The sequence below is a fragment of the Caulobacter sp. SLTY genome, from assembly GCF_009905535.1.
Classification (GTDB): Bacteria; Pseudomonadota; Alphaproteobacteria; order Caulobacterales; family Caulobacteraceae; genus Caulobacter.
On the sequence record NZ_JAAALA010000019.1, the window covers coordinates 24372 to 38575 of the forward strand.

Genomic DNA, 14204 nt, shown 5'->3' on the forward strand with positions numbered 1-14204 from the left:
GAGGCCCACATGAACGCCCCCGTCCAGTTCGCCGACCCCGCCCTGCCGCGCCACGACTGGACCAGGGACGAGATCGAGGCCCTCTTCGACCTGCCGTTCACCGAGCTGGTGTTCCAGGCTGCCCAGGTCCACCGCCGCTGGTTCGACCCCACCGAGTTGCAGCTCTCCCAGCTCCTCAGCGTCAAGACCGGCGGCTGCGCCGAGAACTGCGGCTACTGCAGCCAGTCGGCCAGCTTCAAGACCGGCCTGCAGGCCAGCAAGCTGATGGACGCCGACACCGTGATCGCCGCCGCCCGCGAGGCCCAGGCCGGCGGGGCGCAACGCTTCTGCATGGGCGCCGCCTGGCGCGACCTGAAGGACCGCGACCTGCCCAAGGTCGCGGCGATGATCGGCGGGGTGAAGGCGCTGGGCCTGGAGACCTGCGCCACGCTGGGCATGCTCACCGCCGACCAGGCCGTGGCCCTCAAGGCCGCCGGCCTCGACTACTACAACCACAACCTCGACACCTCGCCCGAGTACTATGGCGAGGTCGTCACCACCCGCACCTACCAGGACCGCCTCGACACCCTCGAACACGTCCGCGACGCCGGCATGTCCACCTGCTGCGGCGGCATTGTCGGCATGGGCGAGACCCGCGTCGATCGCGCCGGCCTGCTGCATCAGCTGGCCATCTTGCCGGTGCATCCCGAGAGCCTGCCGGTCAACGCCCTGGTGCCGATCGCCGGCACGCCGCTGGGCGACAAGATCAAGGTCGAGGGCGAGATCGACGGGCTGGAATTCGTCCGCACCATCGCGGTCGCCCGCCTGGTCTGCCCCAAGTCGATGGTCCGCATCGCCGCCGGCCGCGAGACCATGAGCCGTGAGATCCAGGCCCTCTGCTTCCTCGCCGGCGCCAATTCCATCTTCATCGGCGGCAAGCTGCTGACCACCCCGCTGCCGGGCGCCGACAAGGACTCTCTGCTGTTGGCCGACCTCGGGATGCGGCCGATGGGGGCGGGCGCTCCCGCCTGATCCACCCACTCCATGACAAAACCTTAATCCACGCCCCTTCTCTCTCGAAGTAGGTTGCGCCATCTCGCGAGGGGAGGCCTCCTCGCGCCGCTTCTGGGGACTTCCATGCATCTCGCCAAACGCCTGCTCGCGGCGACCGCCGTCGCGGCCATCCTCGCCATGCCCGCCGTCGCCCTCGCTCAAGCCAAGCCGAAAGCGGCCGCCGCGGCGCCGGCTCCGGCCCTGCCCAGCATCGACATCCCCTACACCAAGTTCACCCTGTCCAACGGCCTGACGGTGATCGTTCACGAGGACCACAAGGCCCCCATCGTGGCGGTCAACATCTGGTACCACGTCGGCTCCAAGAACGAGCCCAAGGGCAAGACCGGCTTCGCCCACCTGTTCGAACACCTGATGTTCAACGGCTCCGAAAACGCCAACACCGACTGGTTCAAGGCGCTGGAAAAGCTCGGCGCCACCGACATGAACGGAACCACCAACACCGACCGCACCAACTACTTCCAGAACGTGCCTACCGCCGCCCTGGACCAGGTGCTGTGGCTGGAAAGCGACCGGATGGGCTGGCTGGTCGGCGCCATCGACCAGGCCCGGCTGGATGAACAGCGCGGCGTCGTCCAGAACGAAAAGCGCCAGGGCCAGAACCAGCCCTACAGCATCGCCTGGGACATCATCACGGCCAGCACCTACGACGCTGACCACCCCTACGGCCACACCGTCATCGGCGAGATGGCCGACCTCGACGCCGCCTCCCTGCAGGACGTCAAGGACTGGTTCAAGACCTACTACGGCCCGGCCAACGCCACCCTGGTCCTGGCCGGCGACATCACCCCGGCCGAAGCCAAGGCCAAGGCGGAAAAGTACTTCGGCAAAATCCCCGCCGGCCCGCCGGTGGCCAAGCAGAAGGTCTGGGTCGCCAAGCGCACCGGCAGCCAGCGCGCCGAGGTCCAGGACCGCGTCGCCCAGGCCCGTTGGTACCGCGTCTGGAACGTGCCGGAAGGCGGCAGCGCGGATGCCGACTATCTGTCCCTGCTGAGCGACGTCCTGTCCTCGGACAAGACCGCCCGCCTCTACAAGCGCCTGGTCTATGAAGACCAGATCGCCACTGGCGTCGGCTCCTTCCTGGCGGAAGGCGAGATCGGCTCGACCTTCCATATCCAGGTCACCGCCAAGCCGGGCGTGCCGCTCTCCAAGATCGAAGAGGTCGTCGAGGAAGAGCTCGCAAAGCTGCTGCGCGAGGGCCCCACCCAGGCCGAGCTGAACAAGATCAAGGTCGACCGTTCGGCCGCCTTCGTCCGCGGCGCCGAGCGCATCGGCGGCTTCGGCGGCAAGTCGGACATCCTGGCCGAGAGCCAGGTGTTCCGCGGCAGCCCGGACGCCTACAAGATCACCCTCGAGCGCTGGAAGACCGCCACCCCGGCCGACCTGAAGAAGGCCGCCAACACCTGGCTGACCGACGGCGACTTCACCCTCGACCTGACGCCCTACCCGTTCCAGGAGGCCGCCCTGCCGGAAGGCAAGCGTGAGCCCGCCCCGCCGGTCGGCGCCATCGCCGCCCCGGCCTTCGACAAGTACGAGACCGCGACCCTGTCGAACAGCATGAAGGTGATGCTGGCCCGCCGCACCGCCGTGCCGGTGGTCGAGCTGCAGATGATCTTCCCGACCGGTTTCGTCGGCCAGCCGGCCGAGGACCGCTCGGTCGCCGGCCTGGCCATGGGCATGCTGGACGAGGGCGCCGGCAAGCGCGACGCCCTGACCATCAGCCGCCAGCAGTCCGAACTGGGCGCCACGCTGTCGACCGGTGCCGGTCCGCTGTTCTCGTCGGTCGGGCTGTCGTCGCTGAAGACCAACCTGGATCCCTCGCTCGACCTGATGGCCGACGTGGTCCTGCGGCCGACCTTCCCCGAGGCCGAGCTGGACCGCCTGCGCAAGCTGGAGGTCGCCGCCCTGCAGCGGGCCAAGCAACAGCCAGGCGCCATCGCCTCGCGGGTGCTGCAAAACAAGGTCTTCGGCGAGACCCACCCCAACGGGATCCTGGTCACCGAACAGACGATCAACAGCGTCACCCGTGAAGACCTGGTCGCCTTCCACCAGCGCCAGCTGAACCCGAACGGGGCCATGATCGTGGCCGTCGGCGACATCACCCTGCCGGAACTGACCGCAAAGCTGGAGGCCCGCTTCGGCGGCTGGAAGTCGCCCACCGCGGCGACCCGCGCCCAGGTGCCGCCCTTCGCCTCAGCCCCGCGCGCCATCTATCTGGTCGACAAGCCCGGCGCCCAGCAGACCACCATCATGGCCGCCATCCCGGCCGCCCCGCGGGACGAAAGCGACGAGCGGGCCGTCGAGCTGATGAACAATGTGTTCGGCGGGGCCTTCGTCAGCCGCCTGAACATGAACCTGCGCGAGGACAAGCACTGGTCCTACGGCGCCGGCAGCTTCATGAACGGCGCCATCGGCCCCCGCGCTTTCGTGGCCACCGCCGGGGTCCAGACGGACAAGACCAAGGAATCCATGGTCGAGTTCAAGAAGGAGCTGGACGGCGTGGTCGGCAAGAACCCGATCACCGCCGAGGAGCTGGCCAAGGCCCAGCAGGACATGACCCAGTCCCTGCCCGGTCAATGGGAAACCGGCGGCGCGGTCCTGGGCTCGCTGTCCAGCCTCTACACCCTGGAGCGCCCGGCCGACTTCTGGGACGGCTACGCCCCCGGCCTGAAGGCCGTCGACGTAGCCGGCGTCAACGCCGCCGCCAAGAAGGTGATCAAACCCGACCAGATCACCTGGATCGTGGTCGGCGACCGCGCCAAGATCGAAAAGGACCTCAAGGCCTTGGACTATGGCCCGGTCATCGTGGTCGACGCGGACGGCAAGCCGGTGCGGTAGCGCTGGGCGCCAGCTCCAAAAGCGAAAGCCGGCCCCGCAACGGGCCGGCTTTTTCTTTTTCCTTCTCCCGCTTGCCGGGAGCAGGACCGAGACTTCACCCCATCCCCTCCACCAGCCGCTTCATCGCATCCAGATACGCCGTGAACGCCTTCCGCCCGGCCTCGGTCAGGCTCACCTTGGTGAGCGGCTTGCGATCGACGAAGCTCTTGTCGATCGCCACATACCCCGCGTCCTCCAGCTTCCGCAGGTGGGCCGACAGGTTGCCGTCGGTCGCTCCCAGCCGGGCCTTCAGCCCGTTGAAGTCCGCCGAGTCCGCCCCCGACAGGAAGGCCATGATGCCCAACCGGATACGGCCGTGGATCACCTCGTCGATCTTCTCGATATCGAAGTCGTCCATCACGCGGACTCCTCAAGCCTGTTCAGGGTTCGCTCAGATTGTTTCCGCCGGCTCCTGCCGCATCAGGATCACCCCCGGCACGAAGGCCAGCAGGATCAGCGCCGCGGCATAGGCCAGCATCTGCATCGGGTGACTGGTAAGAAGCCCCATGAGCACCGCCCCGGCGAACGAGCCCAGCGCCACCAGCCGGATCCAGCCCTTGCCGGTGAGGTCGGCCGCCACCGTCCAGGCGGCGCCGTACAGCGCCAGGATCATCACCGGGAAGATGTAGAAGACCCCGGAGTTCTTGGTCGTGTAGCCGATGGCCAGCATCCCCAGGAAGACGGTGAAGATCGCGAACCCGACCGCCGACCAGGCCGACCCGGTCGCCTTGTTCACCACCGAGTTGGCGCCCGCCTGGGTCCGCGTCCGCCGGACCAGCAGCGTGCAGAGGATGCCGAAGATGACCCCGGCGCCGACCCAGGTTCCCATCAGGAACCAGGGGCTGACCCGCAGGATCTCGGACTGGATCAGCCAATGGATCACCGACGCGAGCCCGAAGATCAGCCCGGCCGCGGCGCTGATCCCGCCGCCCAGCATCGGAACCTGGCTGCCCTCCTCGGCGAGCGCCCGCATAAAGGCGATGTCGTCCCGCACCGACTGAAGCTGTTCCTTGGTCATGACGTCAGGCTCCCTGGCCCAAAAGGTCTCTCGTTGAGGCGTGGATACCCGATTCACTTTGCATTGTAAAGTGCTTTCTAATGAGGCGCTGCGAGCCGCCCGTTGCCCCCCGTCAAACCCCACGCAACACTGACCCCCGTGACCCTCGAAGACGCCCTCGCCATCCGCTTCGCCTTCGAGTCCCGCATCATCACTTGGCGCGGCCCCTCACCCTTCTTCTTCGCCCCCATCCCGACGCCCCAGTCCGACACCATCCGCCAGGCCGCCCGCGCCGTCTCCTACGGCTGGGGCGTCATCCCGGTCGAGGCCACCATCGGCGACACCGTCTTCACCACCTCCCTGTTCCCCAAGGACGACGCCTACCTCCTCCCGCTGAAGGACGCCGTCCGCCGCCAAGCCAACATCACCGCCGGCGACGTGATCGCGGTCACCATGAACCTCCGCCCGCCGAGGCGTTAGACCGCCCCCCACGGATGTCATCCTTCGGCCGCCCGCAGGGCGGACCGGAGGACCCACGGCGAGGGCGGAACCGCTTGGAGCCCACAGGCGTCATCGACGGCCGCTCGTCCTCTGCAGCCGCCATGCGCCAAGCCGACGGGTGGGTCCTCCGGTCCGGGCTCCGCACGGCCGAAGGATGACATCGGAGGGGCGCGAAAAGGCTTTGCTTGACCCGCCGTCCGTCCGCCTAGGATGCGTCAAAAGAACGAGGAACCGCCCGCATGACCCCCATCCTGCATCACTTCGACGCCTCCCCCTTCTCGGAGAAGGTCCGCCTCCTCTTTGGTCTGAAATCCATCGCCTGGCAGTCGGTAGAGATCCCCTCCCTGATGCCCAAGCCCGACTATGTCCCGCTGACCGGCGGCTACCGCCGCACCCCCTCGATGCAGATCGGCGCCGACGTCTACTGCGACACCCAGGTCATCCTCGCCGAGCTCGAGGCCCGCTACCCCGAGCCGCCCGCCGCCACCGGCCTCGACTGGGCGATCAACCTCTGGGCCGACCGCCAGTTCTTCCAGACCACCGTGCCGATCATCTTCGGCGAGCTTGGCGAACACGTCCCCGCCGACTTCATCAAGGACCGTGAGGCCCTCTCCGGCCGCCCGTTCGACGTCGCCGCGATGAAGGCCGCCGCCGCACCCCTGTCCAGCCAGTGGCGCGCCCAGGCCGCCTGGATCGAGGGCCAGCTGGCCACCGCCCCCTGGCTCTCCGGCCAGGCGCCTGGCCTCGCCGACATCGCTGCGTACATGAATGTCTGGTTCCTCGGTCGGAACCTGCCGGCCATGCTCGACCGCCTGACTGACGGCATGCCCGGTCTGGCCGACTGGCGCGCGCGGGTCGCCGCCATCGGCCACGGCGATTTCAAGACGCTCTCAGGCCCCGAGGCCCTGGCCATCGCCAAGGCCGCCGAGCCCGGCGAGCCTCCGCCGCACGACGCGGCCAATCCCCAACTGCTCTCGCCGGGCGCCGAGGTCACCGTCATGGCTGATGACTATGGCCGCGACCCGGTGCGCGGAACCCTGGTCGCCGCCGCCCTGGACCGCACGGTCATCGCCCGCGAAGACCCGGCCGTCGGCAAGGTCCATGTCCACTTCCCGAAGACGGGGTACCTGGTCTTTCCGGGGTAAGCCCTACAGCTTGAACCCGCCCTCCTGGAGCTTGGTGAAGCTGGCCTTGGTCAGCTTCACATAGGCCTTTTTCAGCGGGTTCTTGAAATAGATCGGGTCCTTGGTCCGCGTCGGGTCGAAGCCGTCCTCGACGAGGTCCACCTTGCGATACTTGAACGTGCCCGTGGTCTCGATCTGACGCTGCAACCGCAGGAACAGCGGTTGCGCGTAGCTGGGCATATCCGCCTCGATCCTCGCGTAGAGCACTTCCGGATCGAAGCTGTCGTCCACGGTCAGGGCTGCCATGCCCGCGCGGCCGTCCTGGCCCGGCACCTCGACGCCATAGACGTTGGCTTCCAGCACCCCCGGCGCCTGGGCCAACTGCTCGGCGACCTCGGCGGTGGAGACGTTCTCTCCCTTCCAACGGAAGGTGTCGCCGATGCGGTCGACGAAATAGATGTATCCATCCTCGTCCCGGCGCATCAGGTCGCCGGTGCGGAACCAGGCGTCGCCTTTCTCAAAGACGTCGCGGAGGATCTTCTTCTCGGTCGCCGCCTTGTCGGCATAGCCGGTGAAGCTGGTGCGCACGTCGCTGGCGTCGATCTTGCCGATACATTCGCCGACCTGGCCGGCGCCGCACTCGATGCACAGGCCGTTCGGTCCGCGGATCGGCTGTTCGGTCTCTACGTCGAACTGGACGATGCGGGCGTTGACCTTCTTCTTCAGCCAGTTGGGGATTCGCCCGATGGCCCCCACCGTGCCGTCCCAGTTGAAGGTCGACACATTGCCCTCGGTCGCGCCGTAGAACTCCAGCACATCGGGAATGGCGAACCGCTCGACCATCTCGGCCCAGACATCGCCCCGCAGGCCATTGCCAAAGGCCAGCCGCAACTTGTGAGACCGCTCCTCTGGATGCGGCGGCGCGTTGACCAGGTATCGGCATAGCTCACCGATATAGACGAACATGGTGCAGCCCTCGGCCGCGATATCGCTCCAGAAATGGGTGGCCGAGAACTTGCGCTTCAGCACGATCGAGCCGCCGGTCAGCAGCGCCGCCCCCATGGCGCACATGCCCCCGGTGGCGTGGTAAAGCGGCAGGGTCTGGTAGATGCGGTCGGTCTTCACCGCACCGGTCGCCCCGGCGAACCCCCGCATGTAGAGTTGGGCCCGCATGTGGTTGATGCGCGCCGCCTTGGGCAGGCCGGTGGTGCCGCTGGTGTAGATGTAGAGCGCCGTATCCTTGGCCCGCAGGTCGCCCCGCGCGCTCTGGCGGTCGGGGCGAAGCTGGCTGCAGCTCTTCAGCGCCGTGACCAGGTCGCGCCGCTCACCCACCACCGGCCCCAGGGTCCACTGGTTCATATGCCGACCAAGCTGGTCCTTCACCGCCTCGAACATCGGCGAGGTTTCGGCATCCACCAGACAGTGCATGGCGCCGGAGATGTTCAGGCAATGGGCCAGCGCCGGGCCGGTCAGATTGTTGTTGATCAGGGCGGTAGCAACCCCAACCTTGGTCAGGCCATACCATATGGCCAGGTATTCCAGCCGGTTGGGCATGAACAGCGCCACCGTCTGGCCGCGCATGATCCCCTGGCCTTTGGCCCAGTGGGCGTAGCGGTTGGCGATCTGGTCCAGTTCGCCATAGGTGACGGTGCGGCCCTCGAAGGTGATCGCCGGCCGGTCGCGATGGGCGTCGACCGCCTTTTCGAGGTCGTCGCAGATCAGGTTGGGCGACTCGGGCGCGATGGGCTTGACCCATTTGAGGGTCCGACGAAGTCCCTGGAAGAACTTCCAATCCCGCTTCAGCCGCGCCTGCAGCTTCATCGCCTGGCCCCTCCGATATGCATGACAGCAATGCCCGGCGCCCCGAGGTCCGGTCAAGGCGAGCTTGGCCCAAAGCCCTTGAGGCGGTGTGAACGTGGCGCCGACGCCTCACCTGACAGGCGAGTTTTTTCGCATCCGCCCGGCGAGGGTGCGGCCGAAACGTGGCGAGAGGCGAGCAGAATAAAGTCGGTCCTGCGCAAGGTCGGCGCAGGTCGACTTTAGCAGTCGAGGCGAGTGCATTAAGCAACTGCCTGTAAGGCAAGGGAAATCCAAAGTTTCGGTGGCGCCCGGCGCCCTGCGCTAAAAATAAGCGATGGAACCGGCCAGGGTGAACGCCGTTTCCACTTCCGACCGATAAGAACAGAGGAGGCTGTCATGGCCATTTATCGTGAGACCGCTCGCGGCTTGTTTGGTGGCCCGGAAACCGCTCCGGTCCCTGCCCGCACTCCCCAGAAGCCGGTGACCCGCACCGCCGCGCCCGTCCAGCCTGGTCCGGCGATGGCTGCCGCCGCGACCGCCGACGCCTCTTCCTTCGCCGCGAAGCCGATGTTCGGCGCTCCGGCCGGCGAGCGCCGCACGGCCCGTTCGACCTCGTCGCGCAAGCCGCTGATGATCGGCGCCGGTATCGCCGTGGCAGCCCTGGCCGTGGCCGGCATCGCCTTCGTGACGACCATGGACCGCACCCCAGCCGAGTCGGCGTTGCTGACCACGCCGCCGGCGGCGACGCCCACCCCGGTTCCGGCGCCGACACCCGCGCCGATCGTCCCGGCCGAACCGATCCCGGCCCCGCCGGTCGCCAGCACCCCGACGCCCGAAGCGGCCCCGCCGCCGGCGCGCCGCACCGCCAGCGCCCCGGCCCGCCGCACGGCTCCGGTCCGGAGCGCCCCGGCCGCGACCCCGGCTGAGCCCGTTGCCCCGCCGGCGCCGACCCTCGGCGCCCCGGCTACGGTGACCCTGACTCCGGCGACCCCGGCGGCCCCGCCGATCGTCACCCCTGAACCGGCTCCGGTCCCGGCCCCCGTGCCCGAGCCCGTGCCGCAGTAAGCTTAATCTCCCGAAATGACTGGGGCGGCTCCTTCCGGAGCCGCCCCTTTCTTCGTTCTAGCCGATGGCGCCGAAACACCAGGCCAGGATGGACTTCTGAGCGTGGATCCGGTTTTCCGCCTCATCCCAGACCAGGGAGCGGGGTCCATCCAGCACCTCGTCGGTGACTTCCTCGCCCCGGTGGGCGGGCAGGCAGTGCATGAACTTCGCCCCCGGCGCCGCCTTGTCCATCAGGGCGTCATCGACCTGATAGGCTTCGAAGGCGTCAAGGCGGGCTTCCCCGTCGGTGTCGCCCATCGATACCCAGGTATCGGAGACGACGCACTGGGCGCCGGCCACCGCCGCGACCGGATCGTCGGTCATGGTCACCCATTCCGCCCCACGCGCCAGGTCGTGGATGTCGGGATGATACTGCGGCGGACAGGCGATCTGCAGCTTGAACCGGAACTTGGCCGCCGCCTGGATGAAGGTCGAGCAGACGTTATTGCCGTCCCCGATCCAGGCGATGGTCTGGCCCTCAACTCGGCCGAGGTGTTCCTCGAAGGTCAGAAGGTCGGCCATGATCTGGCAGGGGTGGCTCTTGTCGGTCAGGCCGTTGACCACCGGCACGCTGCTGTACTGGGCAAAGCGCTGGACGTCCTCGTGGTTGTTGGCGCGGATCATCACCGCGTCCACCATGCGCGACAGCACCCGGGCGGTATCCTCGATCGTCTCCCCGCGTCCCAGCTGCATATCCGAGGCGGTTGAGATCAGGGTCGAGCCGCCGAGCTGGGTCATGCCCGCGTCGAAGCTGAAGCGGGTGCGGGTCGAGTGCTTCTCGAAGATCATCGCCAGGCGACGGCCCTTGCCCGGCGCGTCGTGGTCGACCATGCCAGTGGTCCAGCCCTTGCGGCTGGCCTTGCGGGTATGCGCGTCGTCGAGGATGGTCCGCAGGACCTCCGGCTCAAGCTTCCAGAGATCGATAAAGTGGCGCAACTGGCTCATGCCGCCGCCTTCGCCCGGACGGCCTCGCAGGCCTTTTCCAGCTTCTGGACGGCCTCGCGCGCCTCTTCCTGGGTGATCAGCAGCGAGGGCAGCAGCCGCACCAGGTTGTCCCCGCCGCCGGCCACCAGCAGGCCCTGGTCGCGCGCGATGCCCATGAACTCGCGGTTGTTGGGGATCAGCTTGAGGCCGATCAGCAGGCCCTTGCCGCGGATCTCGCTGATCACGTCCGGATAGCGGTCGAGCAGGCCTGACAGCTGCTGGACGAAATAGCCGGCCACCTCGCGCACATGCTCCAGGGTCTCGGGCTTGGCGATCTCATTGAACGCCGCCAGCCCCACCGCCATGGCCAGCGGGTTGCCGCCGAAAGTGGACCCATGAACGCCCACGGTCATGCCCTTGGCGGCTTCCGCCGAGGCCAGGCAGGCCCCGACGGGGAAGCCGCCGCCGAGCGCCTTGGCCACGCACATGATGTCCGGCGCGGCGTCCTCGGCCCATTCGTGGGCGAACAGCTTGCCGGTGCGGCCCATGCCGCACTGGACCTCGTCGAAGATGACCAGCACGCCATGCTCGCGGGTCAGGGCCCGCAGGCCACGCAGGCAGACTTCCGGCATGGCGCGCGCACCGCCCTCGCCCTGCACCGGCTCGACGATGATCGCCGCCGTAGTGGGGTCGGCGATGGCCGCCTTGATTGCCTCGTGGTCGCCCCAGGTCAGCTGTTTGTAATTCTCGAGCCGGGGACCGAAGCCCTCGACGTAGCTGGGGTTACCGGCCGCGTTGATGGCGGCATAGGAGCGGCCGTGGAAGCTTCCATCGAAGCCCCAGATGACCACACGCTCGGGGTTGCCGTTGGCCGTGTGGTACTTGCGCGCGGTCTTCAGGGCGCACTCGATGGCCTCGGTGCCGCTGTTGGTGAAGAACACCACGTCGGCGAAGGTCTCGGCGCACAGTCGCTCGGCCAGCTTTTCCTGGCCGGGGATGCGGAAGATGTTGGAGGTGTGCCAGAGCTTCTCGCCCTGCTCCTTCAGCGCCGCGACCAGTGTGGGATGGCAGTGGCCCAGACCGTTGGTGGCGATGCCCGCCACGCAGTCGAGGTACTCTCGCCCGTCCTCGTCCCAAAGTCGGACGCCCTCGCCTCGCGCGACGGCCAGCGGGGCGCGGTTGTAGACGCCCATGATGTGGTCGTTGACGGGCGTGACGGACGTCGGGCTGGACAAGGTTGCCTCCCAAAAGTGAAGGCCCCGCAGCGGGATTCGCGGCGGGACCGGAAGGCTTTGCGTTGTCGCGGCGGACCGCCGAAATGTCAATGATTTCGGGGCTATTCCGCCGCGTCGACCGCCGTCACCAGCTGAACCGCCAGACGCCCGGCCAACTCGACCGTCTTGGGGTCAACCGCTGACAGGGTGTCCTTGTCGGTGTGGATCTGCGCCAGCACGCCGGGAACGAACCCCTCGGCGAGGCCGGAGTCCTTGCCAGCGTTCATGAACAGCCACAGCTGGTGAACGTCCTTCTGGCCCATGATGCTGAAGGAGGTCTCGGGAATGCCCTTGGCCCGGAAGGCCAGATAGTCGCTCGGCGGGTAGACCGGAAAGCTGACGCAGTCGGTCTTCGCCGCCGCGCAGGCCCTGCGCACGGCGGCCGACAGGGCCGGATCCTTCGGCTCGGAGAAGAAGGGGGTGTTGCCGAAGGCGTTGACGTCGAAGTTGATCACCGCCGCCACACGGCCGGCGTCCGGCCCGGCGGCATAGGCCTTGGCGCCGATCAGGCCCAGTTCCTCCTGGTCGAAGAAGATGACCCGCAGGCGATGCTTCAGCTTCTGGCCTTTAAGGACCTTGGCCGCCTGGATGATGCCGACCACCGAGGCGGCGTTGTCCACCACCCCTTCGACCATCTTGCCGTCCTTGAGGAACACCGCATCGTAGTGGGCGGTCAGGAGGATGTCCTTGTCGCCTGAGCCGATGGTGACCACGACGTTGTAGCCTTTCGCCGGCTTGCCCTTGGCCCCGCCGTCGAAGGTCTGGATCTCGTAGGACAGGCCCTCGCGCTTGAGCAGAGCTTCGAGCGCCTTGAGCCGCCCGGGTTGGTCTGGCTGGATGAAGGTCGCCACATCCTCGATCGTGCCGGCGCTGGCCGGACCCGCGACCAGGGCGATGACCCCGGCCAGAACAGCTGCCAATCGACGCATGAAGGCCTCCCCCGTTTCGAGGAGGACAGGCTTACGCGGCGCGGATCAGGTCTTCAACCGCCAGCCGGCCCGGAACAGCAGCCAGCAGGTCACCGCCAGCACCACGACCAGCCCCGCGGTCATGAGCACCCCGGCCAGCAGGCTGCCGTCGGCGTGACCGATGAAGCCGTAGCGGAAGCCATCGATCAGATAGAAGAAGGGGTTGAAATGGCTGGCCGTGCGGAACGGCTCTGGCAGCTTGTCGACCAGGTAGAAGGTGCCGGACAGGAAGGTCATCGGCATGATCAGGAAGTTGGTGATCGCCGCCAGGTGGTCGAACTTCTCCGACCACAGCCCGGTCAGGATGCCAACGAAGCCCAGGATCAGCGAGGCGCCGACCCCGTAGAAGACGATCGCCCAGGGCTGGGCGAAGGTCATGTGGGTGTTGGGCAGGAACGCCACCACCAAGGCGGTCACGAACCCGACCACCACACCCCGCGTCGCGGCGCCCAGGCTGAACGCCGCCACCTGTTCCAGCGGCGACAGCGGCGGGGTCATGAAGTCCGGCGTCAGCCCCATCATCTTGGCCTGCAACAGGCTGGAGCTGCTGTTGGCGAAGGCGTTGTTGAGGATGGTCATCATGATCAGGCCCGGCGCGACGAAGGTTGCGAAGGCCACCCCGTGGATCGGTGGGGCGGCGCCGCGCACGGCGACCACGAACACCATCATGTAGAGCAGGCTGGTCACCACCGGGGCCGCCACCGTCTGCATCCCCACCTTCCAGAACCGCCGCACCTCCTTGAGGTACAGGGTGTAGAAGCCCGTCCAGTTGAAGCCTGCGTAGTCGCGCGGCGCCGGCGGCGTGGGAGCGGTGACGGTGTCCTTCATGGCCCCTAGGTGCGCGCGCCGGGGCCGTTCCGCAAGACACCGGGCGCATGACCGTTCCGCGAACACCGATTCAATATCTTGATCCTGTGGATGGAATCACCGCCACCCATTGTATGCCTTAACAAAAGGTTTACGATATCTGGTAGTGGGCCGGTCGAAACCGCCACACCAACACAAGATATGGGGTTGATCCGTGTGGGGCGGATTCGCCCCGCCTCAGACCAAGGGGTTGCTTATGGGCTGGACCGACGAACGCGTGGATGTTCTCAAGAAGCTGTGGCTGGACGGGCTGTCAGCCAGTCAGATCGCCAAACAGCTGGGCGGGGTGACCCGAAACGCCGTGATCGGCAAGGTCCACCGCCTGGGCCTCTCCGGCCGCGCCGCGCCGAGCCAGCCCGCTCGCCCGGTGTTCAAGGCCCCGCGCCCGACCCGCCCGGTTCCGGCCGCGCCGTCGATCCCGCGCCGCCTGGCCGAGCCGGTCGCCGCCGCGCCCTCCGCCGCCCCGACGCCTCCGCCCGTCCCCGCGCTGCGGGTCGAGGAGCCCGGCACGGCCACCGTGCTGACCCTGGGCGCCCACATGTGCAAGTGGCCGATCGGCGATCCCTCCAGCGACGAATTCACCTTCTGCGGCCGCCGGGCGAGCGAGAGCCCCTACTGCGTCGAGCACGCCCGGGTGGCCTACCAGCCGGCCCAGACCGGCAAGAAGAAGGCCGGGCCGAACGAACTGGCCCGCTCGCTGCGGCGCTACATCTAAGCT

13 protein-coding genes are annotated in these 14204 nt (G+C 67.6%); 6 read left to right on the forward strand and 7 right to left on the reverse strand.

What is annotated here, in order from left to right:
• Positions 1-9 precede the first annotated feature (9 nt).
• The gene (gene bioB / locus GVN21_RS12235) at positions 10-1011 is read left to right on the forward strand and encodes a biotin synthase BioB (protein ID WP_166575034.1); all 1002 of its coding nucleotides are present in this window, start codon (positions 10-12) and stop codon (positions 1009-1011) included.
• A gap of 105 nt (positions 1012-1116) precedes the next feature.
• Positions 1117-3888, forward strand: a complete 2772-nt coding sequence (locus tag GVN21_RS12240) for a pitrilysin family protein (protein ID WP_166575035.1) — start codon at positions 1117-1119, stop codon at positions 3886-3888.
• 94 nt (positions 3889-3982) lie between these two features.
• Here the strand turns inward: GVN21_RS12240 and GVN21_RS12245 are convergent, their stop codons facing one another.
• On the reverse strand, positions 3983-4288 hold the full coding sequence (locus tag GVN21_RS12245; RefSeq protein WP_166575036.1) for a transcriptional regulator: 306 nt from the start codon (positions 4286-4288) through the stop codon (positions 3983-3985).
• Positions 4289-4318: 30 nt separating this feature from the next.
• Positions 4319-4945 carry a hypothetical protein gene (locus GVN21_RS12250; protein WP_166575037.1) on the reverse strand — a complete coding sequence of 209 codons (627 nt, stop codon included), beginning with the start codon at positions 4943-4945 and terminating at the stop codon, positions 4319-4321.
• 138 nt (positions 4946-5083) lie between these two features.
• Between GVN21_RS12250 and GVN21_RS12255 the strand changes: the two genes are divergently transcribed.
• Positions 5084-5404 (forward strand): DUF1905 domain-containing protein, encoded by a 321-nt coding sequence (locus GVN21_RS12255; RefSeq protein ID WP_346764258.1) that lies wholly within the window; start codon positions 5084-5086, stop codon positions 5402-5404.
• A gap of 260 nt (positions 5405-5664) precedes the next feature.
• A complete protein-coding gene (locus GVN21_RS12260) occupies positions 5665-6570 on the forward strand; it encodes a glutathione S-transferase family protein (protein ID WP_166575038.1) in 906 nt (301 codons plus the stop codon).
• A 3-nt stretch (positions 6571-6573) separates the two neighbouring features.
• Here GVN21_RS12260 and GVN21_RS12265 read toward each other — a convergent pair whose 3' ends face one another.
• Positions 6574-8370 carry a long-chain-acyl-CoA synthetase gene (locus GVN21_RS12265; protein ID WP_166575039.1) on the reverse strand — a complete coding sequence of 599 codons (1797 nt, stop codon included), beginning with the start codon at positions 8368-8370 and terminating at the stop codon, positions 6574-6576.
• Between the two features lie 375 nt (positions 8371-8745).
• On the opposite strand from GVN21_RS12265, the gene GVN21_RS12270 reads away from it, so the two are divergent.
• Positions 8746-9414: a hypothetical protein gene (locus tag GVN21_RS12270; RefSeq protein ID WP_166575040.1), complete on the forward strand. Its 669-nt coding sequence runs from the start codon at positions 8746-8748 to the stop codon at positions 9412-9414.
• A 57-nt stretch (positions 9415-9471) separates the two neighbouring features.
• Here the strand turns inward: GVN21_RS12270 and argF are convergent, their stop codons facing one another.
• The 4 genes from argF to GVN21_RS12290 all read right to left on the reverse strand — a co-directional run bounded on the left by argF (position 9472) and on the right by GVN21_RS12290 (position 13447).
• A complete protein-coding gene (gene argF / locus GVN21_RS12275) occupies positions 9472-10398 on the reverse strand; it encodes an ornithine carbamoyltransferase (RefSeq protein WP_166575041.1) in 927 nt (308 codons plus the stop codon).
• A complete protein-coding gene (locus GVN21_RS12280) occupies positions 10395-11612 on the reverse strand; it encodes an aspartate aminotransferase family protein (protein WP_240902903.1) in 1218 nt (405 codons plus the stop codon). Before GVN21_RS12280 ends, argF begins: the two co-directional genes overlap by 4 nt.
• A 101-nt stretch (positions 11613-11713) precedes the next feature.
• On the reverse strand, positions 11714-12580 hold the full coding sequence (locus tag GVN21_RS12285; RefSeq protein WP_166575042.1) for a M20/M25/M40 family metallo-hydrolase: 867 nt from the start codon (positions 12578-12580) through the stop codon (positions 11714-11716).
• Between the two features lie 45 nt (positions 12581-12625).
• Entirely contained in the window at positions 12626-13447 is an 822-nt protein-coding gene (locus GVN21_RS12290; protein ID WP_166575043.1) for an ABC transporter permease, read from the reverse strand.
• Between the two features lie 235 nt (positions 13448-13682).
• Here GVN21_RS12290 and GVN21_RS12295 point away from each other — a divergent pair, with 235 nt between their 5' ends.
• Positions 13683-14201 (forward strand): GcrA family cell cycle regulator, encoded by a 519-nt coding sequence (locus GVN21_RS12295; protein ID WP_166575044.1) that lies wholly within the window; start codon positions 13683-13685, stop codon positions 14199-14201.
• The last annotated feature ends 3 nt before the right edge of the window (positions 14202-14204 follow it).

Excerpts from the sequence above, each read along its gene's own strand:
- argF (WP_166575041.1), bottom strand. The coding sequence starts at position 10,398 with ATGAGCCAGTTGCGCCACTTTATCGATCTCTGGAAGCTTGAGCCGGAG.
- GVN21_RS12240 (WP_166575035.1), top strand. The coding sequence starts at position 1,117 with ATGCATCTCGCCAAACGCCTGCTCGCGGCGACCGCCGTCGCGGCCATC.
- GVN21_RS12250 (WP_166575037.1), bottom strand. The coding sequence starts at position 4,945 with ATGACCAAGGAACAGCTTCAGTCGGTGCGGGACGACATCGCCTTTATG.
- GVN21_RS12290 (WP_166575043.1), bottom strand. The coding sequence starts at position 13,447 with ATGAAGGACACCGTCACCGCTCCCACGCCGCCGGCGCCGCGCGACTAC.
- GVN21_RS12260 (WP_166575038.1), top strand. The coding sequence starts at position 5,665 with ATGACCCCCATCCTGCATCACTTCGACGCCTCCCCCTTCTCGGAGAAG.
- GVN21_RS12265 (WP_166575039.1), bottom strand. The coding sequence starts at position 8,370 with ATGAAGCTGCAGGCGCGGCTGAAGCGGGATTGGAAGTTCTTCCAGGGA.
- GVN21_RS12285 (WP_166575042.1), bottom strand. The coding sequence starts at position 12,580 with ATGCGTCGATTGGCAGCTGTTCTGGCCGGGGTCATCGCCCTGGTCGCG.
- bioB (WP_166575034.1), top strand. The coding sequence starts at position 10 with ATGAACGCCCCCGTCCAGTTCGCCGACCCCGCCCTGCCGCGCCACGAC.
- GVN21_RS12270 (WP_166575040.1), top strand. The coding sequence starts at position 8,746 with ATGGCCATTTATCGTGAGACCGCTCGCGGCTTGTTTGGTGGCCCGGAA.
- GVN21_RS12295 (WP_166575044.1), top strand. The coding sequence starts at position 13,683 with ATGGGCTGGACCGACGAACGCGTGGATGTTCTCAAGAAGCTGTGGCTG.